This window comes from Mycobacterium florentinum, from assembly GCF_010730355.1.
GTDB lineage: Bacteria > Actinomycetota > Actinomycetes > Mycobacteriales > Mycobacteriaceae > Mycobacterium > Mycobacterium florentinum.
The window spans coordinates 3,816,526-3,842,153 of the sequence record NZ_AP022576.1; the positions used below are offsets into that span (position 1 = coordinate 3,816,526).

Sequence of the window (25,628 nt, forward strand, 5' to 3'; positions counted from 1 at the left end):
GCCGCTGACGGGCCGGGCGCGGACGCGCCCGCCAAGCGGACCGAGATGACGGTCCCCGAGATGCGGGAATGGCTGCGCAACTGGGTGGGCCGAGCCGTCGGCCAATCGCCGGACTCGATCGACGAGTCGATCCCGATGGTCGAGCTGGGCCTGTCCTCGCGCGACGCGGTGGCCATGGCCGCCGACATCGAAGACATGACCGGTGTCACGCTGTCGGTCGCGGTGGCCTTCCAGCACCCGACCATCGAATCGCTGGCCACCCGCATCATCGAGGGCGAACCCGAACGCCCCGACGAGGGCCTCGACGGCGCCGACTGGACCCGCCCCGGCCCGGCCGAGCGCGTCGACATCGCGATCGTCGGGTTGGCCACCCGGCTGCCCGGCGACATGAACAGCCCGGACGAAACCTGGCAGGCGCTGATGGAGGGTCGCGACGCCATCACCGACCTGCCCGAAGGGCGTTGGTCGGAGTTCCTCGAAGAGCCCCGGCTGGCCGAGCGCATCGCCAACGCGCGCACCCGCGGCGGTTATCTCAAGGACATCAAGGGCTTCGACTCGGAGTTCTTCGCGGTCGCCAAGACCGAAGCGGACAACATCGACCCGCAGCAGCGGATGGCGCTGGAGATGACCTGGGAGGCGCTCGAGCACGCGCGCATCCCGGCGTCCAGCCTGCGCGGCGAGGCCGTCGGCGTCTACGTCGGCTTCACCAACGCCGACTACGGCTTCCTGGCCATCTCGGACCCGACCCTCGCGCATCCCTACGCGATCACCGGTAACTCCCACGCGATCATCGCCAACCGGGTGTCGTACTTCTATGACTTCCGGGGCCCCTCGGTCGCCGTCGACACCGCCTGCTCGAGTTCGTTGGTGGCGACGCATCAAGCGGTGCAGGCGCTGCGCAACCGTGAGTGCGATGTGGCGGTGGCCGGTGGTGTCAACGCGCTGATCACTCCCGCGGTCACACTCGGTTTCGACGAGATCGGCGCGGTGCTGGCACCCGACGGCCGGATCAAGTCCTTCTCCGCCGACGCGGACGGCTACACCCGCTCCGAGGGCGCCGGCATGGTGGTGCTCAAGCGGGTCGACGACGCCCGCCGCGACGGCGACCAGATCCTGGCCGTCATCGCCGGTAGCGCCATCAACCACGACGGCCGGTCCAACGGCCTGATCGCGCCCAACCAGGACGCGCAGGCCGAGGTGTTGCGCCGGGCGTACAAGGACGCCGGTATCGACCCGCGCAACGTCGACTACATCGAGGCGCACGGCACCGGCACCATCCTCGGTGACCCGATCGAGGCCGAGGCGCTGGGCCGGGTGGTCGGCCGGGGCCGCCCCGCCGACCGGCCGGTGCTGCTGGGCGCGATCAAGACCAACATCGGTCACCTCGAGTCGGCGGCCGGCATCGCCAGCATGGCCAAGGTGGTGCTGGCGCTGCAGTACAACAAGCTGCCGCCGTCGATCAACTTCGCCGGGCCCAGCCCGTACATCGATTTCGACGGTATGCACCTGAAATTCGTTGATACCGCGACGGATTGGCCGCGCTACGGCGGCTACGCGGTGGCCGGGGTGTCGAGCTTCGGCTTCGGCGGGGCCAACGCGCACCTGGTGCTGCGCGAGGTCTTGCCGCGCGACTACTACGAGCGCCCAACCGAGCCCGAGGTCACCCCGGCCGCGCAAGCCGACGAGGCCGAGGCGCCCACGGGTGAAGTCAGCTCGCTGCAGTTCGACGATTTCGGCAACATCATCACCGACGAGTTCGTGTTCGACGACGCCGAGCCCGATCTACCGGAGCTGACCGAGGAGGCGCTGGCTCTCAAAGAGGCCGCGCTGGAAGAGCTTGCGGCACAACAGGCTTCGGAGCCAACGACGCCGCTGATCCCGCTCGCGGTGTCGGCGTTCTTGACCTCGCGCAAGAAGGCCGCGGCGGCCGAGCTGGCGGACTGGATGGAAAGCCCGGAGGGCCAGGCGTCGTCGCTGGAGTCGATCGGGCGTGCGCTGTCGCGGCGCAACCACGGCCGTTCGCGTGCGGTGGTGCTGGCCCACGACCACGAGGAGGCCATCAAGGGCCTGCGCGCGATCGCCGAGGGCAAGCAGCGGCCGAACGTGTTCAGTGTCGACGGGCCGGTGACCAACGGCCCGGTGTGGGTGCTCGCCGGATTCGGTGCGCAGCACCGCAAGATGGGCAAGAGCCTGTACCTGCGTGACCCGGTCTTCGCCAAGTGGATCGAGAAGGTCGACGCCCTGGTGCAGGACGAGCTCGGCTATTCGGTGCTCGAACTCATCCTCGACGATTCGCAGGACTACGGCATCGAGACCACCCAGGTCACCATCTTCGCGATCCAGATCGCGCTGGGCGAGCTGCTCAAGCATCACGGCGCCAAACCCGCTGCGGTGGTGGGCCAGTCGCTGGGTGAGGCCGCGTCGGCCTACTTCGCCGGCGGCCTGTCGCTGCGCGACGCCACCCGGGCGATCTGCTCGCGATCGCACCTGATGGGCGAGGGCGAGTCGATGCTGTTCGGTGAGTTCATCCGGCTGATGGCGCTGGTGGAGTACTCCGCCGACGAGATCAAGACGGTGTTCTCCGACTACCCCGACCTGGAGGTGTGCGTCTACGCCGCGCCCACCCAGACCGTCATCGGCGGCCCGCCCGAGCAGGTGGACGCGATCATCGCCCGCGCGGAATCCGAGGGCAAGTTCGCCCGCAAGTTCCAGACCAAGGGCGCCAGCCACACCTCGCAGATGGACCCGCTGCTGGGCGAGCTCGCCGCGGAACTGCAGGGCATCAAGCCGATGAGCCCGACGTGCGGGATCTACTCGACCGTGCACGAGGGCAGTTACATCAAGCCCGGCGCCGACCCGATCCACGACGTCGACTACTGGAAGAAGGGGCTGCGCCACAGCGTCTACTTCACCCACGGCATCCGCAACGCCGTCGACAGCGGGCACACCACGTTCGTGGAGCTGGCGCCCAACCCGGTGGCGCTGATGCAGGTGGGTCTGACCACGGCGTCGGCCGGGCTGCACGACGCCCAGCTGATCCCGACGCTGGCCCGCAAGCAGGACGAGGTCGAGTCGATGGTCTCGACGATGGCGCAGCTCTACGTCTACGGCCACGACTTGGACATCCGGACCATGTTCAGCCCCGCCCACGGCCCGCAGGACTACGCCAAGATTCCGCCCACGCGGTTCAAGCGCAAGGAACACTGGCTCGACGCGCACTTCAGTGGCGATGGTTCGGTGCTGATGCCGGGCGCCCACGTCGCGCTGCCGGACGGCCGCCATGTGTGGGAGTACGCGCCCCGGGAGAGGACCGATCTCGCGGCGCTGGTGCGATCCGCCGCGGCCCAGGTGCTTCCGGACGCCCAGCTGACGGCCGCGGAGCAGCGGGCGGTGCCGGGCCTGGGTGCCCGGTTGGTGACGACGATGACGCGTCACCCCGGCGGCGCCGCGGTTCAGGTGCACGCCCGTATCGACGATTCGTTCACGCTGGTCTACGACGCGCTGATCGCCCGGGGTGGTTCGGAATCGGTGTTGCCGGCCGCGGTTGGTGCCGGCACGGCGATCGCGGCGGGGACTTCCGTCGCCGGCGCGGTCGCAGCGCCCGTCGCCGACGAGGCGGTCGCGGAGGACGGTGCCGAAACGCTGGGCGACAGTCTGACCACTCGCTACATGCCGGCCGGTTTCACCAAGTGGTCGCCGGAGTCCGGCGAGACCATCGCCGATCGGCTGGGCGCGATCGTCGCGGCGGCCATGGGCTACGACGTCGAGGATCTGCCGTGGGAGGTGCCGCTGATCGAGCTGGGCCTGGACTCGCTGATGGCGGTGCGGATCAAGAACCGCGTCGAGTACGACTTCGACCTGCCGCCAATCCAATTGGCGGCGGTACGTGACGCCAACCTCTACAACGTCGAGAAGCTGATCGAGTACGCGATCGAGCACCGCGACGAGGTCGAGCAGCTGCACGAGGTCCAGAAGACCCAGACGGCCGAGGAGATCGCCCGGGCGCAGGCCGAAATACTCAGCGGCGCAACCCCGCCCGCTTCGGACACGCCTGTGCCGGCCCCGCCGCCGTCGGATGCCCCGATTCCGCCACCGCCGACGGATCCGTCCGGTCCGGCGGGCAATGGTTCGGCCAATGGCGTCAAGCCGGATCTGGCCGGCGCGGCGGAGGCGCTCAACTCCGAGGCGGTCGCCAAGGCGCTCAACTCCGACGTGCCGCCGCGCGACGCCGCCGAGCGGGTCACCTTCGCCACCTGGGCGATCGTCACGGGCAAGTCCCCGGGCGGCATCTTCAACGCGTTGCCCAAGCTGGACGACGCCAGTGCCGCCAAGATGGCGGAGCGGCTTTCCGAGCGCGCCGAGGGGCCGATCACCGCCGAGGACGTGCTGACCTCGGAGAACATCGAAGCGCTGGCCGAGAAGGTCCGCCAGTACCTCGAGGCCGGCGTGGTGGACGGGTTCGTCCGCACGCTGCGGGCGCGTCCCGAGGGTTCGGACAAGGTGCCGGTGTTCGTGTTCCACCCGGCCGGTGGCTCGACCGTGGTGTACGAACCGCTGCTCAACCGCCTGCCCGCGGACACTCCGATGTACGGCTTGGAGCGGGTCGAGGGCTCGATCGAAGAGCGTGCGGCGCAATACGTTCCGAAGCTGATCGAGATGCAGGGCGACGGGCCCTACATCCTGGCCGGCTGGTCGCTGGGCGGGGTGCTGGCCTACGCCTGCGCGATCGGACTCAAGAAGATGGGCAAGGACGTCGCTTGGGTGGGTCTGATCGACGCGGTGCGCGCCGGCGAAGAGGTCCCGCAGACCAAGGAGGAGGTCCGCAAGCGCTGGGACCGCTACGCCCGCTTCGCCGAGAAGACCTTCCAGGTCACCATTCCGGCGATCCCGTACGAGCAGCTCGAAGAGCTCGACGACGAGGGCCAGATCCGGTTCGTGCTGGAGGCCGTCAGCCAGAGCGGGGTGCAGATCCCGGCCGGGATCATCGAGCACCAGCGGACGTCGTACCTGGACAACCGGGCGATCGACACCGCCGAGATCCAGCCTTACGACGGGCATGTGACCCTCTATATGGCCGATCGCTACCATGACGACGCGATCATGTTCGAGCCGCGATACGCCGTTCGTAAGCCGGACGGCGGCTGGGGCGAATATGTGGCCGACCTCGAGGTCGTGCCGATCGGTGGTGAGCACATCCAGGCCATCGACGAGCCGATCATCGCCAAGGTCGGTGCGCATATGAGCGAGGCGTTGGGCACGGTCGAGGCAGAGCACCGCCGGACGAGTGAGGTAGGCAAGTAGTGACGGGTGAAGTACCTTCGCGCGCACACACGACCGCTGAGAAGCTCACCGAGCTGAAGGCTCGTCTGGAACTCGCCAAGGAACCCGGCGGCGAGAAGGCGGCCGCCAAGCGTGACGCGAAGGGCATCCCGAGCGCCCGGTCCCGCATCCATTCACTGGTCGACCCGGGCACCTTCCTGGAGGTCGGGGCGCTGGCCAAGACCCCCAACGACCCCAACGCGCTGTACGGCGACGGCTGCATCACCGGTCACGCCATGATCGACGGCCGGCCGGTCGGGGTGTTCTCCCACGACCAGACCGTGTTCCAGGGCACCGTCGGTGAGATGTTCGGCCGCAAGGTGGCCCGGCTGATGGAATGGTGCGCGATGGTCGGCTGCCCGATCATCGGAATCCAGGACTCCGGTGGCGCCCGCATCCAGGACGCGGTCACCTCGCTGGCTTGGTATGCCGAGCTGGGCCGCCGTCACGAAGCGCTGTCCGGGATAGTGCCGCAGATCTCCCTCATTTTCGGCAAATGCGCTGGGGGAGCGGTCTATTCGCCGATCCAGGACGATCTTCTGGTCGCGGTGCGCGACCAGGGCTACTTCTTCGTCACCGGGCCCGACGTGATCAAGGAAGTCACCGGCGAAGAGATCACGCTCGACGAGCTGGGTGGCGCCGACATCCAGGCCCGCTACGGCAACATTCATCACGTTGTCGACACCGAGGCCGAGGCGTTCCAGTACGTCCGCGACTTCCTGTCGTTCCTACCGTCCAACGTCTTCGACAAACCGCCGGTCGTCAATCCCGGGCTCGAACCGGACATCACCCCGACCGACCTCGAACTCGACACGATCATCCCGGACAACGACAACGCGGCCTATGACATGCACGAGATCCTGCTGCGAATCTTCGACGACGGCGATTTTCTCGAAGTCGCCGCGCAGCAGGGGCCGGCGATCATCACCGGGTTCGCCCGGGTCGACGGCCGTCCGGTCGGCGTGATCGCGAACCAGCCGATGCACCTGGCCGGGTCGATCGACAACGAGGCCTCCGACAAGGCCACCCGGTTCATCCGGTTCTGCGACATCTTCGAGCTCCCGCTGATCTTCGTCGTCGACACCCCCGGCTTCCTGCCGGGGGCCGAGCAGGAGAAGAACGGCATCATCAAGCGCGGCGGCCGGTTCCTCTCGGCGGTCGTGGAAGCCGACGTGCCGAAGGTGACGATCACGATCCGCAAGTCCTACGGCGGCGCCTACGCCGTGATGGGATCGCGGCAGCTGACCGCGGACTTCAATTTCGCCTGGCCCACCGCGCGCATCGCGGTGATCGGCGCCGAGGGCGCCGCCCAGCTGCTGATGAAGCGGTTTCCCGACCCGACGACGCCCGAGGCGCAGCAGATCAAGAAGGACTTCATCGAGGGCTACAACCTCAACATGGCGATCCCGTGGACGGCCGCCGAGCGCGGGTTCATCGATGCGGTCATCGATCCGCACCAGACCCGGCTGCTGATCCGCAAGTCGCTACATCTGTTGCGCGACAAGCAGATCTGGTTCCGCGTCGGACGCAAGCACAGCCTGCTTCCGCTGTAGCCTTCAAGTCACACCCGTGCCACGGGCACCGGGAAACCCTGGGGCACATCGCTTCTGAAAACTGTGCTGGTCCAACCTTTTTGGTGCCGATGTGACCGATGCCGGCTAAGCGGGTTCGACCAGCGTGAGCCTCGGTCCCACCACGTCGTAGGCGAACCGAACCGGGGTGCCGTTGGACAGGCTGCGTTGCAGGATCGCCAGCCACGATGCGAAATTCGGGTCGTCGCGCGCCAATTGGTAGATCGCGGCGTGCCGGCCGAACGCCACACCCACCGGAACGCCGGGGTTGGTCGTGCTGAGGCTGGCAACGACGTCCTCCTCCACGACCGGCGCGGCCGTTGCGATGCGTCCAGACGTGAATACGAAGAGCGCCAACACAATTGCGACGACAATACGGAGCCTGCTCATAGTGCCAGCGCCCCGTCCGCCAACTCCTGGAAGCGCTCGAGCGCCGGGTCGGCATCGGCGTCGATACCGCGTAGCGGTCCGCGATCGGCGAGGTAGCGCTGTGTGTAAAGCTGGGCCACCAGTGCCTTGCGCTCGCTGCCCCGGCTCTCCCGCTCCCAGGCCGCCTGCTCGATCAGCAGCGCCCCCGCGTACACGTCGCCCATGAATTGGGCCAGCGGGAACAGCCGTGCCTCGGCGACTTCGCTGTCGAGTTTGGTCCAGGCCGTGATCGCGGCGCCGAGATCCTCGATGCGGCGGGCCACCAGGGCGGTGGTCTCGTCGTCGTCGGAAACCGACACCGCATCGTGCAGCCGCGCCAACAACGTCTCGTGCGCCTGGGACTGCTCGATGCCGCGGCGCACATCGAGACACAGGATGTTGTCCGGGCCCTCCCAGATCGTGTTCACTTGCGCGTCGCGCAAAAGCCTTGCCACCGGCCAGGTTTCGATATAGCCGTTGCCGCCGTGGATTTCGATCGCGTCCGACGCCGCGGTGATGCCCAGCCGGCACACCTTGAGTTTGGTGACGGGTACCGCGATGCGCTGCCGGATGCTGCGCGGTTGGCGATGGTTGGCCGCGCCGGTGCCGTCGAAAACCATCGCCTGCGCGGCCTCGACGTCGATGATCAGCTCGGCCAGCTTGCGCCGCATCAGCGGCTTGTCGATCAGCGCCCCGCCGAACGCCTGGCGTTGCCGCGCGTAGCACAGGGATTCGACCAGGGCGCGGCGCGCGTTACCCAGCCCGAACAGTGCGATGCCCAGGCGCGCGGCATTGGTCAGCTCCATCATCCGGCCCAGGCCCTTGCCGTCGGACGGCCCCGCATCGCCGCTCGGTTCGCCGGACAGCAGGAACGCCTCGGCGTCGACGAACTCGACCTCGCCCGAGGCCACCGAGCGGGTACCGAGTTTGTCCTTCAACCGTCGCACTCGCACGCCGTTGCGCGAGCCGTCGCGACGGGTGCGCAGCACCAGAAAATTGGCGATGCCGCGGGTAGAATCGGGCGCCCCCTCGGGCTTGGCCATCACCACGAAGGCCTCACCGGCGCAATTGGACGCAAACCACTTGAAGCCGTTCAGCAGCCAGGCGTCGCCGCTGCGTCGGGCCGTCGTCTCCAGCGCGCCGAGATCGGAGCCGCCGGTGCGCTCGGTCAACAGCTGCGCGGTCTCGCCGGCCCACTCGCCGGAGGCGAACTTGGCCTGCACGTGCTCGGCCACGTCGGGCGGCGCGTACGCGGCCACCAGCGACTGGACCATGCCGCCGCCGGTGCCCAGCGCGCAGCCCATCCCGATGTCGGCCTGGTTGAGCAGATAGTTGGACGCGAACAGCGCCAGCCCGGAGCTCACCTTCGCGGCGCGCGCATCGCTGCGCAGGGCCTGCTGAGCATCGAGCACCGCGCGCTTGGACTGGGTGAACGATGCCGGCATGACGACCTGGCTGATGTCGTGCCCCCACCGGTCGTAGCGCTCCAGCCGTGGCGGGTTGCGGTCGGTCTCGTCGGCCCAGCGGGCCACCGGGCCGCCCATCAGTTCACCGATGCTGGTCAAATGTGGCTCTAGCACCGCCAATTCGTCGGGTTGCAGGTAGTAGGCCATCGTGAACTGCAGCGTCGGGTCGGTCAGGTACCAGTTCCGGCCGACGGCACCGGTGTAGCTGTCCGTTTGGTAGCGCCGCGACTTTTCCGGGGTGGAGAAGGGCAGCCGGTCCACGGCCTCTACGTCGTAGTCGCTCATGCCGCGACGGTATTACAGCCGGGACGTCCGGTGAAGACGCTGCGCCGACCGGTCCGTCTCATACCGGTGCGACAAACTCCGACGTGTAGAACTCGGCCGGGTTTTGGGAATTCGGATTCGGGCGCTGGATAAGTACCCACACGCCCGTCGTGCCCGGCCGAATGGTGTCCGAAACGGTGACCGTTCCGCCGCCGGCCGCGTCGGTGTCCAATCCCGAAAAGGCGGTGCCCGGATCTCCGGGGCCGCAGTTGCCCGCGGCCGGTCGGGGTTCCTGAATCAGGACGACGTCGAAATGGGTTCCCGGGGCGGGCGCGTCCGACAGAGTCACCTCCGCGACCGCTTTGCCCCCGGAGGTATGAACGATGACCTGGCCGGTGCCCAGGGCGGACCGCGGGACCATCGGCACCGTGCTCACCAGGCTGAAATCACAACGCCTGAGCTTGCTATCCAAGACGACGATGGTCCCGCCTTCGGCCCCGGCGGTGGCGATCCCCGCGGTCGCCACCGTGGACATTGATGCGGTGAATGCCGCCCCGCACGCGGCTAGCCGCTTCCAACCGTGCATTGAGTCACCCTTTCCCCCTGTGCTGGGTGCACCACAGCGGAGTAGATATTGACCGTTATTTGCTGGAATTAAACCGATTGGGCCGAATTACTCGATCGTAAATTAATGCGTTTTATTCGACCGGTGACAAATTACTCTTTCCCTCAATTAGTAAACCGTTGCAATACAAGCCAATTTACGGCTTGATGCGGATCTGGCCGGGCGACCACCATCCGGTGCGGGTCGCGGTGCCGAGGTCGAGCTGCGCGGGCGCGGCATCGGCGATCGTTTCGAACCTGCGCAGCGACCCCCAGTCGCGGCCCCAGTCGTGGGACAGGTAGGTCGACATCACGTGGGCGCGCAGCAGCAAGTCGGTGATGCCGAGCAGGCCGCCGTTGACGCCGTCCTGCCAGGTGTCGGTGTCCTGCTTCTTGGCCGTGTAGTCCGGCGTGATGCGGAACTTCGGAATCTCGGTGACACCGTTGACGTGCAGCATCGGCTGCTGGCATGGGAACGCCAGCCCGACCGCCCAGTCCATCAGCACCGGCTGCGTCGAGCCGACGTACTCCTGCAGCGAGCGCAGCTCCGGTACCCGCGGCGGCGTCACCGCGATCCAGTCCTCCGCCGTGAGGGACAGGTCCTCGGCGACCACCCGCACCGCGATCGCGTCGGCGGGCATCTGGGATCGCGGGAAGCGCAGATTGCGCCATACCTTCGGCTGCTCCCCGTAGAGGTCATACGGCACCAGCCGGCCGCCGGGCAGCACGGCGCCGTCCGGGCCGGGCATGCCGAATTCCAGTTCCACGGTCTGCCCGGCGGTGTGGTGGTGCAGGATGCTGTTGCCGGCGATCGCGCCCGCCGCGGTCACCACCACCAGCGGATGCCCGGCATCCGGCTTGGGCAGCTGGTACCACGCCGAGGTGAGCCTGCTCTGCTGTTGTGGGCCGCTGGTGTAGCTTCCGGCCATCGGAACCTGCGCGGGGTTCAGGCCATACGGCAAGGGGAGTAGCGACCCGTTGATGCCCGGCGCCGTCAGCTTGGTCGGCCCGTACCAGTCGTAGTCGGTACCGGGCTGTGGCACCGCAGTCTCGCGGATGGCTTCCGCCAGTGTGCGTTCCGGTATTCCGTTGGGGCTGAAGCCTGTTGGGTTAGTCCCGCCCAGCGCGCCCAGCGCGGTGTAACTGCCGGGATACGGCGTCATGAAGCCGACATTGCTGTCCGGCTCGACGAGCACGTCGTCGGCCAGCCCGCAGCCACCGCTGAACTCACGCAGGTTGTCCCAGGCATTGGAGTAGGTGGGGTACTGACGCACGATGCCGGCCGTCATCGACGCCACGAACACCAGCGCCATGAAGCCGGCCGCGAGTGGTATCGGCGCCGCCGTCAACGCCCGCGCCAGCCGGCCCTGGCCATGGCTCGGGTCGGCGAAGTGCAACCAGGCCGCGTACACCGCCGTGATCACGAACAGCGCGAAAAAGATTGTGCTGATTGAGATTCCATCGATCTTCGGCATGGAGCTGTTGAACGGCACGCCGTAGCTCGAGACGTACCACCAACCGTTGGTGGTGGCGAAGCACAGTGCCAAGATGAACATCAGCGCCGCTAGGAACGCCATCCGGTTGCGCGACCAGCGCAGCACCTTCGGTGACACCAGCACCGTCGTCAGCGCGGCCATCGCCGCACCCACCGCGGCGAAGAGCCCGAAGTGGTGCACCCACTTGGTCGGGGTGAACATCAGGAAGAACATGGTGCCGAAGATGACACCCATCAGCCGCCACGCCGGCCCGCGTGCGACACCCGGAACTCGCTTGCGCCGCAACATGATAAAGACCGCGGTAAACAAGCACAGCGCGGTGATCAGGAAGCCGAACCGGCGCGACAGCGAACCGTCGACGGTGGGCAGGATCAGGTAGTAGTAGCGCAGATTCTCGGTGTACCAGGCCTGGCTGGGCCCGATGGCGGTGCGAATCCTGGTGGCTTCCAACACCGTTGACAGCGTCTGGTCGGCGAACACCACGGTGAGGATGACGGTGCCGGCAGCCAGCATCGGGGCCACCAGCGGCCAGGTCCCGACCAGCCGATGCCGTTTGACCAGAATGCGCAGGATCGGGCGGCCGCCGGCGACCAGCGCGGCCACCGCGATCAGGCCGGTGGGCTGCACGCCCAGGGTGAACGCCGCGGTGATCACCGCCAGCGCCGCCGGGGTCAGCCGCGAGGCGCACATCGAGCGCTCGATCAGCACGTAGGTGATCAGCGAACCCACCGCGATGATCGGCTCGGGACGCAGCCCGTTGTCGAACGGCATCCACGCGGTCAGTAGCACCAGGCCCGCCGCCCAGTTCGCGGCCTTGCTCGACGTCACCGCGGGCCCCAACCGGGGCAGCACCTCACGCGACAGCAGCAGCCAGCACACCAGCCCGGCGATCAAGTCGGGCAGCCGCATCCACAGGCTCGCGTCGCTGACGTGGGTCATCAGTGCCAGCAAGTTGTAGTACCAACCGAAGGGGTCCTCCGGGCTGCCGAACCAGCGGAAGTAGTTGGACATGTAGCCGGCGCGGTCGGCGACCCGGGCCATGCCCAGGATGTAGCCGTCGTCAGACGAGTTCGCCCCGATCACATGCCACAGCAGGAACCCGAAGATCACCGTGGCGTCGGCCAGGGTGAATTTCTTCCAGCGGGTGGGGATCAGCCGGTGCATCCGGCGACCGTCGAGTTGGTCCAGTCGCCACAGCGCGATCAGCGAGACGATGGTGGCCAGGATCGCGCCCACCATCGCCAGCAGCTTCAGTGTTGTCGGGGTGGTGGAGAACCGGGTGTCGATGGTCGACGAGAACCGCAGTCCGGGCGGGGCTGGACCGGTCAGGTCGGTGAACACCCCGACGATCTGCGGACGCAGGTTGGGGTCGTTGAAACCGCCGCCCAGCGGTTTGCCCGCCGGGTCGGTCAACCCGACGAAGGTGGCGAAAGTGCCGGCGCGGGTGGAGGTTATCTCGATGCGCTGGCACTGCGCGGACTCGGTCTGCTCGCGCGACGCACTGGCGATCACCACATTTCGGTCGGTGACGTCCACCCGCTTGGTGTTGACCACGACGAACAGCGCGTTGAGCGCCGCGTCCTTGCCCTTCTTGGGCGCGGTGCTCAGCACCACGCCACCCTCGGGCGCCACGCCGCGCACCGCGTCGCACGGCACGGTGGCCGTCACGTCGACCGGACTCAGCGAAATGAGCGGGGCCGTAACGCTGTTCAGTTGGCCGTTCTGCGGCCAGTTCAGCATCGCGGTGGTCTGTACGACGGGCAGCAGCGGTGTCGCGACCGACAATACGAAGCCGATCAGCCCGGCGATCGTGGCAACCCATCGCGTGACGCGGACGTCGTCGCGGGGGGAGGCCTCGGCTGGTCTGTCGACGACGCTCATGGCAGCGCCCGAATCGGTCCCTGGCGGCTCCAGCCGTTCACGGTCATCACACCCTGTTCGATCACGGCGTTGGGGGCCAGATCACTTGGCACCAGCGGGAAATACTGCTCGACCGATCCCCAGTCGCGATACCAGTCGCCGCGCAGGTAGGTCGAGATCGTCGACGTCCGCAGCATCACTTGGGTGAACAGGAACGGCCCGCCGGTCTCGCTGGCCTCCCACCCGTTCGACGACGAGGCCGTCTGCTTGTGGTCGGGCAGGATCCGGTAGCCGGGGAGTTCGGCAACGCCGAGGTGTTCGGAGAACGGCCGCTGGCACGGGAAGTTCGCCGCGGTGGCGATGTCCATCAGTACGGGCGTCTGCGATCCCATCAATTGCTGCAGGGTCTGCAGCACCGGGACACGCGGCGGCGTGAACGCGAACCACTGATCCTCACTGAGGTTCGGGTCGTAGGCGACGATGCGCGCCACGTTCGCCTCCGGCGGCGCCCACGTCAGCGGAAACCGCAGATTGCGCCACGCCGGCTCGGGCCCGATGTCGATGGGCTGCACCTCCGCGAGCGGCTGGGTGGTCCCATCGGGGCGGGTGACACCCCACTGCAGTTTCAGCGACTGCCCGTAGGTGAAGGTGCCGTCCTCCTTGTACGACCAGATGGCGCCCGCGGCCGAGACCACCACCACCGGCCGGTCCGGGGTGCGCGGCGGCAGCTGGTACCAGGAGGAGGTGGCGGTGGCCGACAGCGAATTCTCCCCGTAGCTGCCCATCACCGGGGTGCGGGCCGGGTCGAGGCCGAAGGGCAGTGCCACGTTCGACCCGTTCACCCCGACCGGGCCTTTCCCGCCGGCGGTGCCCGCGGAGTCACTCATGGCGGCGTTCGGCTTGTTCGGCGACGCGTCGGAATTCACCACGCCCGGTTTGGTCACCACCGGGTACGACCTCAGGTCGTCACCCACCCCGTCGGGTTTGAACCCGACCGGGTTGACGCCGCCGAGCGGGCCGTCAGGCCCGAACGTCTGACCTGGAACCGGTTGCAGCAGACCAAGATTGGGGTCGGGCTCGGTCAGCACGTCGTCGGCCATCGCGCAGCTGGTCTTCGAGAGCCCGGACTCCAGCGCGGCGAGGTTGGCCTTGCCGGTGGTGTAGAGCGGGTAGCGGAACACCGCGCCCTTGGCCAGCGAGCCGACCTCGCCGAGGACCATGATCGTCGCGACGATCAGCAGGGGAGTGGCGGCCAGTACGCGGTTGCGCCGGCTTTCCTTGATCTCGGTGTGCCCGGCGTAGTCCATCCGGAAGTGCAGCCAGGCGGCCAGCAGTCCGGACGCGATCGACAGAGCCAGGAACATCGACGTCACCGGGTGGCTGGCGACGACGGGCTGGATGTCGAACCACGGCACCCCGTAGTTGCCGACGTAGAACCAGCCGTTGATGCCCGAGGTCGCCACCGCCAGCACGAACAGCAGCGCCGTCACGTACAGCGTCAGGTTGCGGCGGCTGTGCAGCCCGATCCGGGCGAAGGCGAACGCGGTGACCGCGCCGAGCGCGCCGGCCAGACTGGCGAACGCGCCGAACTGCACGGCCCACTTCGTCGGCGTGAACGTCAGCAGCAGCAGTCCGAGCGCGGTGGTGCCGATCAACCGCCAGGCCGGACCGCTGGCCAGCCCCGGCACCCGGCCGCGGCGCAGCAGCACCATCAGCATTCCGAACAGGCAGAGGAACAGCACCAGGACCGCGAAGCGCCGCGCCATCGATCCGTCCGGGTTGGACTCGACCGTGAGAAAGTAGTAGCGCAACCAATCCTGGTACCACGCGATCGTCGGCCCGACCTTGTATTTGATGCGGGCCGACTCGGCGATCGTCGCCAGCGTCTGGCTGCGGAACACCACTACCAGGATCAGCGACAGCGACGCCGCCAGCACGGCCAGCGGCGCCAGTACCCCGTCGGTCGCCCGGCGGCGCCGGATGATCGTCGCGATGGCCCGGGCGCCGGTCAGCAGCGCGGCGACGGCGATCAAACCCTGCGGTGCCAGCGTCACGGTGAGCATCGCGACCACGATGGCGACCGCGGCGGGAGCCAGCCGCTGCAGTGCGATCGCGCGCTCCACCAGCATCCAGGTGACGATCACGCCGAGGGCGATCAGCGGCTCGGGGCGCAGGCCGTTGTTGAACGGCAGCCACGCGGCCAGGAACACCATGCCGCCGGTGAGCACCGCCACGGTGTTGGATCCCAGTCCGCCCTTCCCGGGTCCCAGCCGGCGCAGGCCCCAATGGCTCAGGACGAGCCAGCAGGCGATCCCGGCGAGCGTGGCGGGCAGCCGCATCCACACGCCCGCGGTGCTGACCGACGCCAGCTTGGCCAGCACCGAGAGATACCAGTCGAACGGCGCATCGGTGGTCCCGAAGTAGCGGTAGTAGTTGGCCACGTAGCCGGCCTTCGGCGCCACCCGTGCGATGGTCAGGTTGTAGCCGTCGTCGGACGAGGTGGCGCCGATGACGTGCCAGACCAGCAGCGTCGCGATCACGCCGGCGTCGGACAGCCAATTGGCCCAGCCGATCCGCCACCAGCTGGCCCGCCGTTCGTGCGGGCGGTAGCGGGACAGCCAGGCGATCGGGGAGCGCCAGTTGACCAGCGTGCCGCCGCGGCTATGGCGGTCCAGCACGGCCAACGCGAGGATCGCGACCAGCACCGCCAGCGCGCCCGCGATCATCACCAGCCTCTTCAGCGCGGTCGGCGTCGTGATGAACCGGGTGTCGATGTCGACCCGCGCCGACAGCCCCGGCTGGGCGGCCACCTTCAGGTCGGTGAAGATGCCGCCGACCTGCGGCTTCTTCTCGGCGGGCAGGATCCCGGTGGCGCCGGGTATGCCGACGAAGTCCGCGCCGGCCGCACCGGCGTCGGCCCAGACGTGCAGCACGCTGCAGGCGCCCGCGGCGATCGCCGAGCGCTTCGCGACCGCGGCGACCGTGTCCCGGAACGCGACGACGACCACGTCCTTGTCGGCGCGGACGAACAGGCCGTTCTTGCCGGGGTCCACGCCGCCCGTCGGCAGCGTCGAGACCACCAAGCCGCCGCTCTCCGGCAGGGTGGCCATCGCCGGGCAGGGGATGGAGATGTCGAGCGCGCGCGGCGCCCCGGACACCAGGGGAGCGGTGAGCTGGGCGATGTGCCCGTCCACCGTGCCCTGCGGCCACGCGATGGTCGCGGTGGTCTGCTTGACCGGGAGCAACGGAACGATGAGGCACAACAGCAGGCCCGCGAGCCCGGCGACGACGGCGACCAAGCGCAGGATCCGCTGCGGTCGCTCGTCGTGGGGCACGGGGTTCGATGGTAAGCGACGTCCCTTTATCGGGTGAGGACGCGGGGCCGCGCAACCGGCGGGTTAGCGTGCGGATGTCTCGCGGTCCTGCTGGGCGCGGTCAAAGATCCGCACATTTGCCTGCCGGGTCTGAAACCATTCAATGCGATGACGGACTCAGGTCTCGGGTTCGGTGTGTTGGGGCCGTTGCAGGTGACCGCCAACGGCGCCCGGATGAAGTTGGGCGCACCGAAGCAGCGGGCGGTGCTGGCGATGCTGGTGATCAACCGCAACCGGCCGGTGTCCGTCGACTCGTTGATCGGCGCGGTCTGGGATGAGGACCCGGTGCCGGCGGCCCGCATCAGCATCCAGTCCCATGTATCCAACCTGCGGCGGCTGCTGCGCAGCGCCGAGGCGAACCAGGTGCTGGCCAGCGTCCCGCCCGGTTACCAGCTCAGCATCGCCGACGCGGACTGCGACCTCGGCCGCTTCGGCACCGCGAAGGCCGCCGGCTCCCAGGCCGCCGCCGCGGGACGATTCGAAGAGGCCAGCGGCCACCTGTCCGCCGCGCTGAGTGAATGGCGCGGACCGGTCCTCGACGACTTGCGCGAGTTCGCGTTTGTCGACGCGTTCGCCACAGCGCTGGTGGAGGAAAAGGTCGCCGTCCACACCGCTCGCGCGGAGGCCGAGATCGCTTGTGGGCGTGCGGAATCCGTCATCGGTGAACTCGAGGCACTCACCGCCGAACATCCCTACCGCGAACGACTTTGGGCGCAGCTGATGACCGCCTACTACGTGACCGAGCGGCAATCCGACGCCCTCGGTGCGTATCGGCGACTGAAGACGGCGCTGGCCGACGGTCTCGGCATCGATCCCGGGCCGACCGTCACCGAGTTGCATGAGCGGATCCTGCGCCAGGAACCTCCGGCGGTCACCAGGGCGGCGCTGACCACCCTCAAGGTCAGCGTCGACGCGCCCGCCGTCGAGTCCGCGGCGATTCCCGTCGACGGCTCGGCCGTTGTGCTGTTGCGAGACAAGGCCGGACGCCAGTACCGGCTCAACGATTCCACCATCCGGATCGGCCGTTTCATGGACAACGACATCGTGCTCGACGACAACGATGTCAGCCGCTATCACGCCGTGATCACCGACAGCGGAACCGGTTTCGTGATCACCGATCTGCGTTCGACGAACGGCGTCGAGGTGCAGGGCAAGCGCATCCGCGGCAGCGTTGTCCTCGGCGATGGCGATCATATCAAAATCGGCAGCCGCGAGTTCACCGTCGAAATCCGTTCGGAATGAGCATCATTCGGGCATCCTCGCCCCCAGCGTCGCGCATCCCGGCCCGCTGAGGTCGGCCAGCGCCGCGCGGCGCCCGGACATCGCCATCAGCAGGGCTTCACCCGGGCCGGCGACCTCGGACCCGCTGCCGTGTGCCCAATCGATGTCGGTGGCCCGCAATTGCAGTCCCCGGATCCGGCGACCGGCGCCGAGCCGTGGATTGCCCGGCACCAGGCCGAGCACCCGTTCGAGCCGACCGGCCGGCACAGTGCGCGGCCGGCCGAGCGATCGGCGGATGTCCTGGTGATGGATCGTGCCGTCGACGAGGGCGATCATGCCGCCGAAACCCGCTGTCAATCCGCGTGGTTGGAGGTGGTCACCCAGAAATGCCAGCAGCTGTTGCGCGGTCAGTGGCGCGAATTCGTCGACCCCCACCTGGTTCGCCCGGACAACCCAGCCCTTCGCGAACCGCTTCAGCAGCCCGAGCGTGCCCAGCTCTTCATAGCTGATCACATGCGCGACAACGTCTTTGACGGTCCACCTTGAGCAGAGGCTGGGCGCATCCCAATCCTGCGGCCTCAGCGTGGTCAGGAAATCCGCGAGGTCGGCCCGTTCGTCGTGGGCCATGCCCATCAGGGAAGGGGCGGTCATTCCCGCGCTCCGGCGGTGAGGCCGACGTAGCGGTGCAGGTACAGCGGCCAGCCGGCCTCGCCGTCGACCCCGTCGGCAACCGCCTGCCAGCCGGGGCCGTGCCGGTCCAGGTGGCGGTGATCCAGGTCGACGCGCGTGCGCGTTTCGGACTCCGCGGTGAAGCGCACCTCGACCTCGCTGGTTCGCGATGGGTCGGGTTCCAGTTGCCAGGACGGGCTGATGTCCCAGGTGAACAGCAGCCGGTGCGGGGGCTCGTAGGCCAGCACGCGCGCCCACCGGCACTCGCTGCCGTCCACGCCACGGTCGTAAATGTGGCCGCCCGCATGGGTTTCGAAGACCGTCTCGGCGATCGGGACCGCCAGCAAGTTGTGCTCACGCGGCTTGAAGTCGCCGAACTGTTCGGTGAAGACGGCGAACGCGCGCTCGATCGGGGCGTTGACGATGACCTGATGCTGAATTTCGGGACTTCGCGGCGCGGTCATGACGCCTCTCCTTCGATCTCGGTGAACTTGGCCGCGTAGTTGGCCAACGCGTGCGTCCAGAACCGGTCCAGCTCGGTGCGCAACGCCTCGAGGCCGGTCGGGTCGAGCTGGTAGACGCGGCGGGTTCCGGCCGGACGATCGCTCACCAGCCCGGCGCATTTGAGCACCTTGAGGTGTTGGGAAACGGCCGGGCGGCTGACGGGTAGATCGCGAGCCAGTTCCCCGACGGCCGCCGGGCCGTGCGCAAGGCGCTCCATGATGGCCCGCCGGGTGCGATCCGCCAGGGCGCCCCACGCGTCACCGCCGCCTTGGTAAGTCTCCACGAACCGTAAGCCTACGCTTACCGATAGCCCCCGACAATGCCCACCAAGCCCTAAAAGCCCCGGTCAGCGGCGCATGAATTTCGCAAGGATCTCGCAAAGACCCGGCAAGCGACGCGCGTGAGACTACCGGCGTCGGCAACCAAACAAGGAAAGCGTCGCAAGCCGACGGCGACGAAAGCGCGAAGGAATCGATCATGAACCTGACTCAGAACTGGATGCGGCTGATCGCCGCGGCGCTGGTATCGGGCGGCATCGCGGCGGCCGGATGGGGCTTGGGCGCGTTCGCCACGTCCGGCGGACCGCACTACTGGTGCCCCGGGGATGCCTTCCCGGCCTCGAACCCCCCCATCAGCTGGGACATGACCCTCTGCCACCAGTACCACCAGCTATCCGGCGGGCAGATCGCCGAGGGGCCGGCACCCGGGGGCCGCTGAGTGTTCGGGATCGGTAGCGAACCGTCCCCGGTCTGCTGATTCGAGTAACCGATTACTCATGGGATGGGGTTGGTGCCGGTGAATACTGATTGGCAGCATCCAGTGTCCGAGAAGGGACTCGAGACGATGTCACACCATCACACCACCAAGAAGATCCTCGCCGGGCTGCTGATGTCCGGGGTTGCGGTCATCGGACCGGGGCTCATCCTGGGTACCGCACAGGCCCAACCGATATCAGGCCTGTTGCCGGAAGACGGACCGGTACCGCCCGGCGCATCTGGGCCATACACATGTTGCCCGGGGGACGAAGAGACCGGGCTTCACCCACAGACCGGTCGCGGATGTCCTGGGACGGATGTGAATTGGGACAGGAGTCAATGCCACACGTGGTACGGCGTCGTCTGGGGGCACGGGAACGCCGCCCCCGGAATATGGGAGGGATCTGGCCCACCGCCGCCGGAGGCGACGCGCAAGCCGTGGTGCGGCTTTCCTTTCATGTGCTCGGGGACACCGTGATCGGCCGTCGAGTTTGGGATCGGTAGCAATCCTGACCAGGTGCAGTGGTGGCATGAACACTTCTCACAAGATGAAGCGTGTGCTCGCCGGTGCGGTGCTGTCGGGCGGCTTCGCCGCCGTCGGGTTGGGCTTGGCCGCGGGAATCGGGCACGCTCAGCCCGCCCCGATGGTGTGCCAGGATCCCAGCCGCGGGCCAAGCCCCACCAACAGCTGCACCTATCAGTGGTGCCCGGGCTCACCGGTCATGAAGCACATGCCGGATTGGGACCGAAACACTTGCCACCCTTGGTATTTCGACAAGAACAGTCCACCGACCGACTCGATCATCATCGAAGGCTTTCCGCCGCCGTACCCGCCGTCGCCGCCCTGCATCCCGTTCATCAACTGCCTGCCGGGGCTGTAGCTAGCCCCGGCGAAGCGGCGCCGGGTCCCACAGGCCGCTGCGCGTCGCCGTGCCCAGCTGCAGACGGGCCGGCTGGGCGTTGGCGTAGTAGGGCGTCAGCCGTTGCAGCGAGCCCCAATCGCGCGACCAGTCGTCCTTCAGGTAGGTGGAGATCGTGGTCGCTTTCACCAACAACTCGGTGACGCCCAATGGGCCACCGCCGTTGTTGTCCATCACCGGCGAGTTGGCCTCGGCGCCGAACCGGTCCGGCAAGATGCGCCACTTGGGGGTTTCGTCGACCCCGTTTTGATGGCCGAACGGGCGCTGGCACGGGAACGCCAGACCCACCAGCCAGTCCAGGAACACCGGGTCGGCCGAGCCCACCACCTGCTGCAGCGTGCGCAGCTGGGGAATCCGCGGCGGGGTGACCGCGATCCAGTGCTGCGGCGCCAGGTCTTCGTCGTTCACCACCAAGCGAACCTGCGTCGCGTTGTCGGGTATCCAGGACAACGGCATCCGCAGGTTGCGCCACGCGGGCGAGGCGCCGACATCGAAGAACTGGAATGACCCACCCGGATGTCCGCTGGCCGCCTGCTCATCGGTGGCCCATTGCACCTGCACCTCGCGGGGATCGAACCGGCCGGCCGCCGATACCACCAGCAGCGGGCCCGCCTTGTCGCGCGGGGGCAAGCGATACCAGCCCGAACGCAGCATGGCGGGCACCTGGATGCCGGGCCGCCAGCTGCCCAGCACCGGGGTGTGTGCCGGATCGAGGTTGTAGGGCAGCTGGGCGCGCGAGCCGTTGATTCCGGGCGCGGCGCTGGTGCCTCCCTCGGTGCCGGCCTCGCTGGTGGTGGTCTTGCCGTCTTCGTTGACGAAGCTGCGGTCGCCCGGCCGCTCCATCACCGGGTCGGCCGAGACATCGGCGGGAATACCGTTGGGCGTGAAGGCTTCCGAGAGTCCAGCGCCCAGCGCATCGCCCACCGGGGCGGACATCGGCGACAGTATGCCGGGGTTGGGATCCTGCTCCACCATGACGTCCTCGGCCAGCCCGCAGGACTTTCCGGTCAGGGCCTCCAGGTTGGACCGGCCCACCGACCACGCGGGGTATTGCCCGATCATCGCCAGGGTCAGCGAGACGACTTCGAAGGTCACCAGCGCCCACCCCGCAATTGCCAACGGGGACTGGATGATTGCCGTCATCCGCCCACCGCTGCGGGTTCCGTTATCTGGGGCCACGAAGTGGAACCACGCCGACAGCAGCAACACCACCACCGTCAGCCCGAGCAGCGCGGTGGCGAACGCATAGTGCCATGCCGGGAACGAATTCGACCATGGCACACCGAAATTGGAGACATACCACCAGCCGTTGACGCTGGCGAAGGACAACGCCACCAGAAACACCACGGTGGCGGAGAACACCGTGCGGTTGCGGCGCGAGCGCATCGCCGCACTGGTCACCGCGACCGCGGCCAACGCGCCCAGCGAGCCCGCCAGCCCGGCGAACACGCCGAAGTGGTGCGTCCATTTGGTCGGGGTGAACATCATCGCGAGGAACGAGATGATCGTGATGCCGACGATGCGCCGGCTCGGTCCGGCCGCGGCGCCCGGAATTCGCCCCTTGCGCAACGACATTGCCACCGTGATGCCCAGCGCAAGCAGCACCGCCAGCACCGCGAAGCGGCGGGCGACGGATCCGTCGGGGCTGGCCATGAACAGCCGCTCATAGCGGATGTGCTCGTCGAACCAGCTCAGGCTGGGCCCGAGTGCCCGCTTGAGCGCGGTCGCCTGCAGCTCGCCGGCCAACGTCTGGTCGCGGAAGATCAGGATCACGGTGACGGTGGCCGCGGCCAGGATGGGCGCCAGCAGCGGCAGCACTCCGAACTGTCTGGATCGGCGATGGATGATGGTGCGCAGCGGCCCGATCGCGACCAGCAGGGCGCCGATGGACGCAATGCCGGTCGGCCCGGAGAACAGGGTCAGCGCGCCGATGATGCACGCGATCGCCACCGGCAACAGCCGGTTGGTGGCCACCGCCCGCTCCACCGAGCACCAGGTGAGCAGGATGCCGAGGGCGATGATCGGTTCGGGGCGCAGCCCGTTGTCGAGCGGCAACCACGTCGCCAGGAACAGCCCCGCCGCCGTCCAGGCCGCTGCGCGGTTGGTCTTCACCGCGTGGCCCAGCCGCGGGATGACCTCGCGACTGATCACCCACCAGCAGGTCAGCGCCATCGCAAGGGTGGGCAGCCGCATCCAGACGCTGCTGGTACTGACGTGCGCCCACACCGCCAGCAGGTCGTAGTACCAGCCGAACGGCGCCTCGGGGGTGCCCAGCCAGCGGTAGTAGTTGGCCATGTAGCCGGCGTGCTCGGACACCCGGGCCATGGTCAGGATGTAGCCGTCGTCGGAGGTGTTGGCGCCGACGAAGTGCCACCACACCAGCACGGCGATCACGAGCGTGTCCAGCGCGCCGATCGACCACCAGCGCGACGGCAGGAAGCGGCGGTGCCGGGTGCCCTCGGCGGTGTCCAGGATGTGCAACGCGATCAGGGCGACGGCGGTCAGCACGACCCCGAGGATCATCGCGGCCATCTTCAGCGGGGTGGGGCTGCTGCTGTAGCGGGTGTCGACGGTCGCCGAGAAGCTCAGACCCGGTGGTGTCGGCCCGGACAGGTCGGTGAAGACGCCGACGATCTGCGGCCGGAAGTCGTAGCCGCTCTTCTCACCGCGCAATGGCGTGCCGGGATGCTCGGCGTTGGGTCCGAACGTCAGCCCGACGAATTCGGCGGTGACCCGGTCGGCGTGCGCGGTGAACGTCAAGCGTTGGCAGGCCGGGCTCAACACCTGGCTCAGCGGCGCGGTGACCACCGGGACGTTGCGCACCACCAGCACCAGCTCGTCGTTGGCGCGCAGCACCAGCAGCCCGCGGTCGACGGCTTTGGGGGCCTGTTTGGGCACCGTCGACAACAGGACCGTCTTGCCGGCGTTCTGCGGCCCGGCCAGCCCGGCGGCGGCCGTACACGGCACCGAAATGTTGAGCTCGGTCGCCACATAACCGATCAGCGGTGCGTCGACGCTTTCGAAGGTGCCGTTCTGCGGCCAGTTGAGTTGGGCGGTGGTTTGGTTGACCGGCAGCAGCGGCGTGGCGATCGCGAGCAGGGCTCCGAGCAGACCGGCGACGACGGCCACGACGCGAGCGGTCCGCTGCCTTGCTCCCGCGCCCTTCACGGACCTAGATGGTAGTTCTTCGGCCAACTCGCGCGAGGTGTCGGTCGCCATCAGCGGCTAGCCGCCGGTTGCTCCGCCGGCCGGCGGATGGCCAGCACAAACGGGCCGATGCTTTGCACCGCGAACCGCGGGTCGTCGAACAGCGCGGCTCGCAGCTCCACGGTGTAGCGGCGGACGTTGGGCTGGTTGGGGTAGACGTCCTCGGCCAGCCGCAGCGTGTAGGTATTGTTCGCGCCCCGGCGCATCAGGAACACCGTCGGCGCCGGCCACGGGGAGGTGTCCAGCGCGTGGATGAACTCGTCGGGACTCCTGAGGTCCGACCACTTCTTGATCCGCGCGGCCCGCAGGTCGAACTGGGCCAGCGGGTTGGCGTAGTGCGACGTCAATCCCTGAAAACCCCAGTAGGGGTAGTAAGACAGGAAGCTGTAGTCGGCGGTCATCACCACGGTTTGATCGCGCGGTTTGCCGGTGACGCCCGCGATGGCGGCGTCGATAGCGGAGTAGAACTTCTCGGAGCCCGCCGGTCGCCGGTCGCCGCGCTGGCCGTGACCATCCGTGTCGGTGTAGGCGATCGTGAGGTCCGGCCGCAGCACGTCGGGGATGTCCTGGCTGAACGCGATGGCGGCGGCCAGCCCGATCGCCCCGGCCACCGGAACCACGGCCCGACTAGGGTGCCGCAGGGCAAGCGTGGCCTCGATGAAGCCGAATGCCCCGGCGGCGACCAGCAGCACGCTCAGCGTCGGCTGCAGCCGGAACGACAGCAGCGTGGTGCGCGCCAGCGTGGTCAGCATCGACAGCAACGACCACAGGTAGATGGCCAGCACGCCGGTCGTCAGGGCACCGGCTCGCACCGACGAACGCGCGCGCACGACCAGCCACAGCGTGCCCAGCAGGCAGATCGCTCCCAGTAGCGAGAACTGCAGCATCGGGAAGGTCAGCTCGGCGCCGTCGGCCGGCAGGTAGTGGAATGCGCTGCCGGAGTTGCTGACCGGGTTGTTCAGCGCCCGCAGCAGGAACGGCAGCCAGGTGGTGGCTGCGATGGCGGCGGAGATGCCGGCGATGACGGCCAGCCGGCGTAGCGGGTCGAGCGCGGCTTTCCACCCGGCCCGCCGCCAGCGTGACACCACCAGCACCAGCGCCATCAGCGCCATCGTGAATGCGGTGAAGGCGAACAGCAGCGAGTACCAGGTGGCGGTGAAGCCGAGGAACAGCCCGGCGCCGACCACCGCGGCCCAGCCTTGGGCCCGTGGCCGCTCGTCCTCCTCGCCGAGCGCCCGGCTGGCCGCACTTTCGGGCTCGGACGCCCGGCCGGCGGGGCTCTCGGTGCTTGCCGCACGATCGCCGGCGCGCAGGCCCGACCACGTCAGCACCAGCACCGGCGGCAGCAGCACGGTGATCATCGCCGCGTAGGGCTCCGGCGAGCTGTAGGCCAACGTCACCGCGGCGGTCGCGGTCGTGACGATCAGCGCGTACTCGAACCGGATCAGGCGCCACCACAGCACCAGCGCGACCGCGATGGCGATCGTGATCGAGGTGATAGCCCACGGCTTGTACAGCTCCCAGGCCGGCATTCCGGTCAGGGCCGCCGCGCGCCCGCCGATCCAGAACCAGCCCGGCGGATAGAAAGACGGCAGCCCGAGATAGGTCATGTCGTGCAGGGCGGGGCTGTCGGCCAGGCGCGTCAGGTACTCGGTGCGGAACTGTTGGTCGACGGAGATGCCGAACAGATACAGCTTCGTCGCCCCCAGCGGCATGCCCAGCGTGACGACGGAAAACGCGGACACGAACACCACCCCGCCCAGCTGTGCGACCAACTGCCACCGGCCCGAGCGCCGCGACAGCCAGCCGACGCCGAGAAGACCGGTCAGGCAACCGACTTGGCCGACCGTGGTCAGCGCGTGCAGCTGGTTCGACGACGGAAAGGCGGGCCACTGTACCCGGGCGATGGCGATCAGCGAGACCACCGAGACGACGACGGCGACGATCACCGCCGCGAACATCTGGCCGAGGCTGGCCAGTGCGTTACGCAT

Annotated in this window: 15 protein-coding genes; 5 read left to right on the forward strand and 10 right to left on the reverse strand. The window is 68.2% G+C overall.

Features of this window, described 5'->3' with window-relative positions:
- Nucleotides 1–45: 45 nt before the first annotated feature.
- A complete protein-coding gene (gene pks13, locus G6N55_RS18075; RefSeq protein WP_232079073.1) occupies nucleotides 46–5,301 on the forward strand; it encodes a polyketide synthase Pks13 in 5,256 nt (1,751 codons plus the stop codon).
- Nucleotides 5,301–6,872, forward strand: a complete 1,572-nt coding sequence (locus G6N55_RS18080; protein ID WP_085224765.1) for an acyl-CoA carboxylase subunit beta — start codon at nucleotides 5,301–5,303, stop codon at nucleotides 6,870–6,872. The genes pks13 and G6N55_RS18080 overlap by 1 nt, the downstream gene beginning before the upstream one ends.
- Before the next feature lie 105 nt (nucleotides 6,873–6,977).
- Here the strand turns inward: G6N55_RS18080 and G6N55_RS18085 are convergent, their stop codons facing one another.
- From G6N55_RS18085 to G6N55_RS18105, 5 genes are all read right to left on the reverse strand, one after another.
- Nucleotides 6,978–7,280, reverse strand: coding sequence for a hypothetical protein (locus tag G6N55_RS18085; RefSeq protein ID WP_139827001.1), 303 nt, complete (start codon nucleotides 7,278–7,280; stop codon nucleotides 6,978–6,980).
- Nucleotides 7,277–9,049 carry an acyl-CoA dehydrogenase family protein gene (locus G6N55_RS18090; RefSeq protein WP_085224768.1) on the reverse strand — a complete coding sequence of 591 codons (1,773 nt, stop codon included), beginning with the start codon at nucleotides 9,047–9,049 and terminating at the stop codon, nucleotides 7,277–7,279. Before G6N55_RS18090 ends, G6N55_RS18085 begins: the two co-directional genes overlap by 4 nt.
- A 58-nt stretch (nucleotides 9,050–9,107) precedes the next feature.
- Nucleotides 9,108–9,614, reverse strand: a complete 507-nt coding sequence (locus tag G6N55_RS18095; RefSeq protein WP_085224769.1) for a hypothetical protein — start codon at nucleotides 9,612–9,614, stop codon at nucleotides 9,108–9,110.
- A gap of 175 nt (nucleotides 9,615–9,789) precedes the next feature.
- Nucleotides 9,790–13,008 (reverse strand): arabinosyltransferase domain-containing protein, encoded by a 3,219-nt coding sequence (locus G6N55_RS18100; protein WP_085224771.1) that lies wholly within the window; start codon nucleotides 13,006–13,008, stop codon nucleotides 9,790–9,792.
- Nucleotides 13,005–16,322, reverse strand: a complete 3,318-nt coding sequence (locus G6N55_RS18105; RefSeq protein WP_085224773.1) for an arabinosyltransferase domain-containing protein — start codon at nucleotides 16,320–16,322, stop codon at nucleotides 13,005–13,007. The genes G6N55_RS18100 and G6N55_RS18105 overlap by 4 nt, the downstream gene beginning before the upstream one ends.
- 147 nt (nucleotides 16,323–16,469) lie before the next feature.
- On the opposite strand from G6N55_RS18105, the gene G6N55_RS18110 reads away from it, so the two are divergent.
- Complete coding sequence (locus G6N55_RS18110) at nucleotides 16,470–17,603, forward strand: BTAD domain-containing putative transcriptional regulator (RefSeq protein WP_085224775.1); 1,134 nt, start codon at nucleotides 16,470–16,472, stop codon at nucleotides 17,601–17,603.
- A gap of 3 nt (nucleotides 17,604–17,606) precedes the next feature.
- Here the strand turns inward: G6N55_RS18110 and G6N55_RS18115 are convergent, their stop codons facing one another.
- Genes G6N55_RS18115 through G6N55_RS18125 form a run of 3 tightly spaced genes read right to left on the reverse strand, consistent with a single transcriptional unit; the run spans nucleotide 17,607 to nucleotide 19,038 of the window.
- On the reverse strand, nucleotides 17,607–18,233 hold the full coding sequence (locus tag G6N55_RS18115) for a maleylpyruvate isomerase family mycothiol-dependent enzyme (protein ID WP_085224777.1): 627 nt from the start codon (nucleotides 18,231–18,233) through the stop codon (nucleotides 17,607–17,609).
- Nucleotides 18,230–18,715: an SRPBCC family protein gene (locus G6N55_RS18120; RefSeq protein ID WP_085224779.1), complete on the reverse strand. Its 486-nt coding sequence runs from the start codon at nucleotides 18,713–18,715 to the stop codon at nucleotides 18,230–18,232. The genes G6N55_RS18115 and G6N55_RS18120 overlap by 4 nt, the downstream gene beginning before the upstream one ends.
- Complete coding sequence (locus tag G6N55_RS18125) at nucleotides 18,712–19,038, reverse strand: ArsR/SmtB family transcription factor (protein ID WP_085224781.1); 327 nt, start codon at nucleotides 19,036–19,038, stop codon at nucleotides 18,712–18,714. Before G6N55_RS18125 ends, G6N55_RS18120 begins: the two co-directional genes overlap by 4 nt.
- Nucleotides 19,039–19,232: 194 nt before the next feature.
- On the opposite strand from G6N55_RS18125, the gene G6N55_RS18130 reads away from it, so the two are divergent.
- On the forward strand, nucleotides 19,233–19,472 hold the full coding sequence (locus G6N55_RS18130) for a hypothetical protein (RefSeq protein WP_085224783.1): 240 nt from the start codon (nucleotides 19,233–19,235) through the stop codon (nucleotides 19,470–19,472).
- A gap of 568 nt (nucleotides 19,473–20,040) precedes the next feature.
- A complete protein-coding gene (locus tag G6N55_RS18135; protein WP_085224785.1) occupies nucleotides 20,041–20,391 on the forward strand; it encodes a hypothetical protein in 351 nt (116 codons plus the stop codon).
- On the opposite strand, the gene G6N55_RS18140 is transcribed toward G6N55_RS18135, so the two are convergent.
- On the reverse strand, nucleotides 20,392–23,649 hold the full coding sequence (locus G6N55_RS18140; protein WP_085224787.1) for an arabinosyltransferase domain-containing protein: 3,258 nt from the start codon (nucleotides 23,647–23,649) through the stop codon (nucleotides 20,392–20,394).
- A complete protein-coding gene (locus tag G6N55_RS18145; protein ID WP_085224788.1) occupies nucleotides 23,649–25,628 on the reverse strand; it encodes a galactan 5-O-arabinofuranosyltransferase in 1,980 nt (659 codons plus the stop codon). The genes G6N55_RS18140 and G6N55_RS18145 overlap by 1 nt, the downstream gene beginning before the upstream one ends.

What these genes read in the sequence shown, in the direction of transcription:
- pks13 (WP_232079073.1), top strand. Translation starts at nt 46, where the DNA reads ATGACGGTCCCCGAGATGCGGGAATGGCTGCGCAACTGGGTGGGCCGA.
- G6N55_RS18085 (WP_139827001.1), bottom strand. Translation starts at nt 7,280, where the DNA reads ATGAGCAGGCTCCGTATTGTCGTCGCAATTGTGTTGGCGCTCTTCGTA.
- G6N55_RS18090 (WP_085224768.1), bottom strand. Translation starts at nt 9,049, where the DNA reads ATGAGCGACTACGACGTAGAGGCCGTGGACCGGCTGCCCTTCTCCACC.
- G6N55_RS18095 (WP_085224769.1), bottom strand. Translation starts at nt 9,614, where the DNA reads ATGCACGGTTGGAAGCGGCTAGCCGCGTGCGGGGCGGCATTCACCGCA.
- G6N55_RS18100 (WP_085224771.1), bottom strand. Translation starts at nt 13,008, where the DNA reads ATGAGCGTCGTCGACAGACCAGCCGAGGCCTCCCCCCGCGACGACGTC.
- G6N55_RS18110 (WP_085224775.1), top strand. Translation starts at nt 16,470, where the DNA reads ATGACGGACTCAGGTCTCGGGTTCGGTGTGTTGGGGCCGTTGCAGGTG.
- G6N55_RS18115 (WP_085224777.1), bottom strand. Translation starts at nt 18,233, where the DNA reads ATGACCGCCCCTTCCCTGATGGGCATGGCCCACGACGAACGGGCCGAC.
- G6N55_RS18120 (WP_085224779.1), bottom strand. Translation starts at nt 18,715, where the DNA reads ATGACCGCGCCGCGAAGTCCCGAAATTCAGCATCAGGTCATCGTCAAC.
- G6N55_RS18130 (WP_085224783.1), top strand. Translation starts at nt 19,233, where the DNA reads ATGAACCTGACTCAGAACTGGATGCGGCTGATCGCCGCGGCGCTGGTA.
- G6N55_RS18135 (WP_085224785.1), top strand. Translation starts at nt 20,041, where the DNA reads ATGAACACTTCTCACAAGATGAAGCGTGTGCTCGCCGGTGCGGTGCTG.
- G6N55_RS18140 (WP_085224787.1), bottom strand. Translation starts at nt 23,649, where the DNA reads ATGGCGACCGACACCTCGCGCGAGTTGGCCGAAGAACTACCATCTAGG.
- G6N55_RS18145 (WP_085224788.1), bottom strand. Translation starts at nt 25,628, where the DNA reads ATGCGTAACGCACTGGCCAGCCTCGGCCAGATGTTCGCGGCGGTGATC.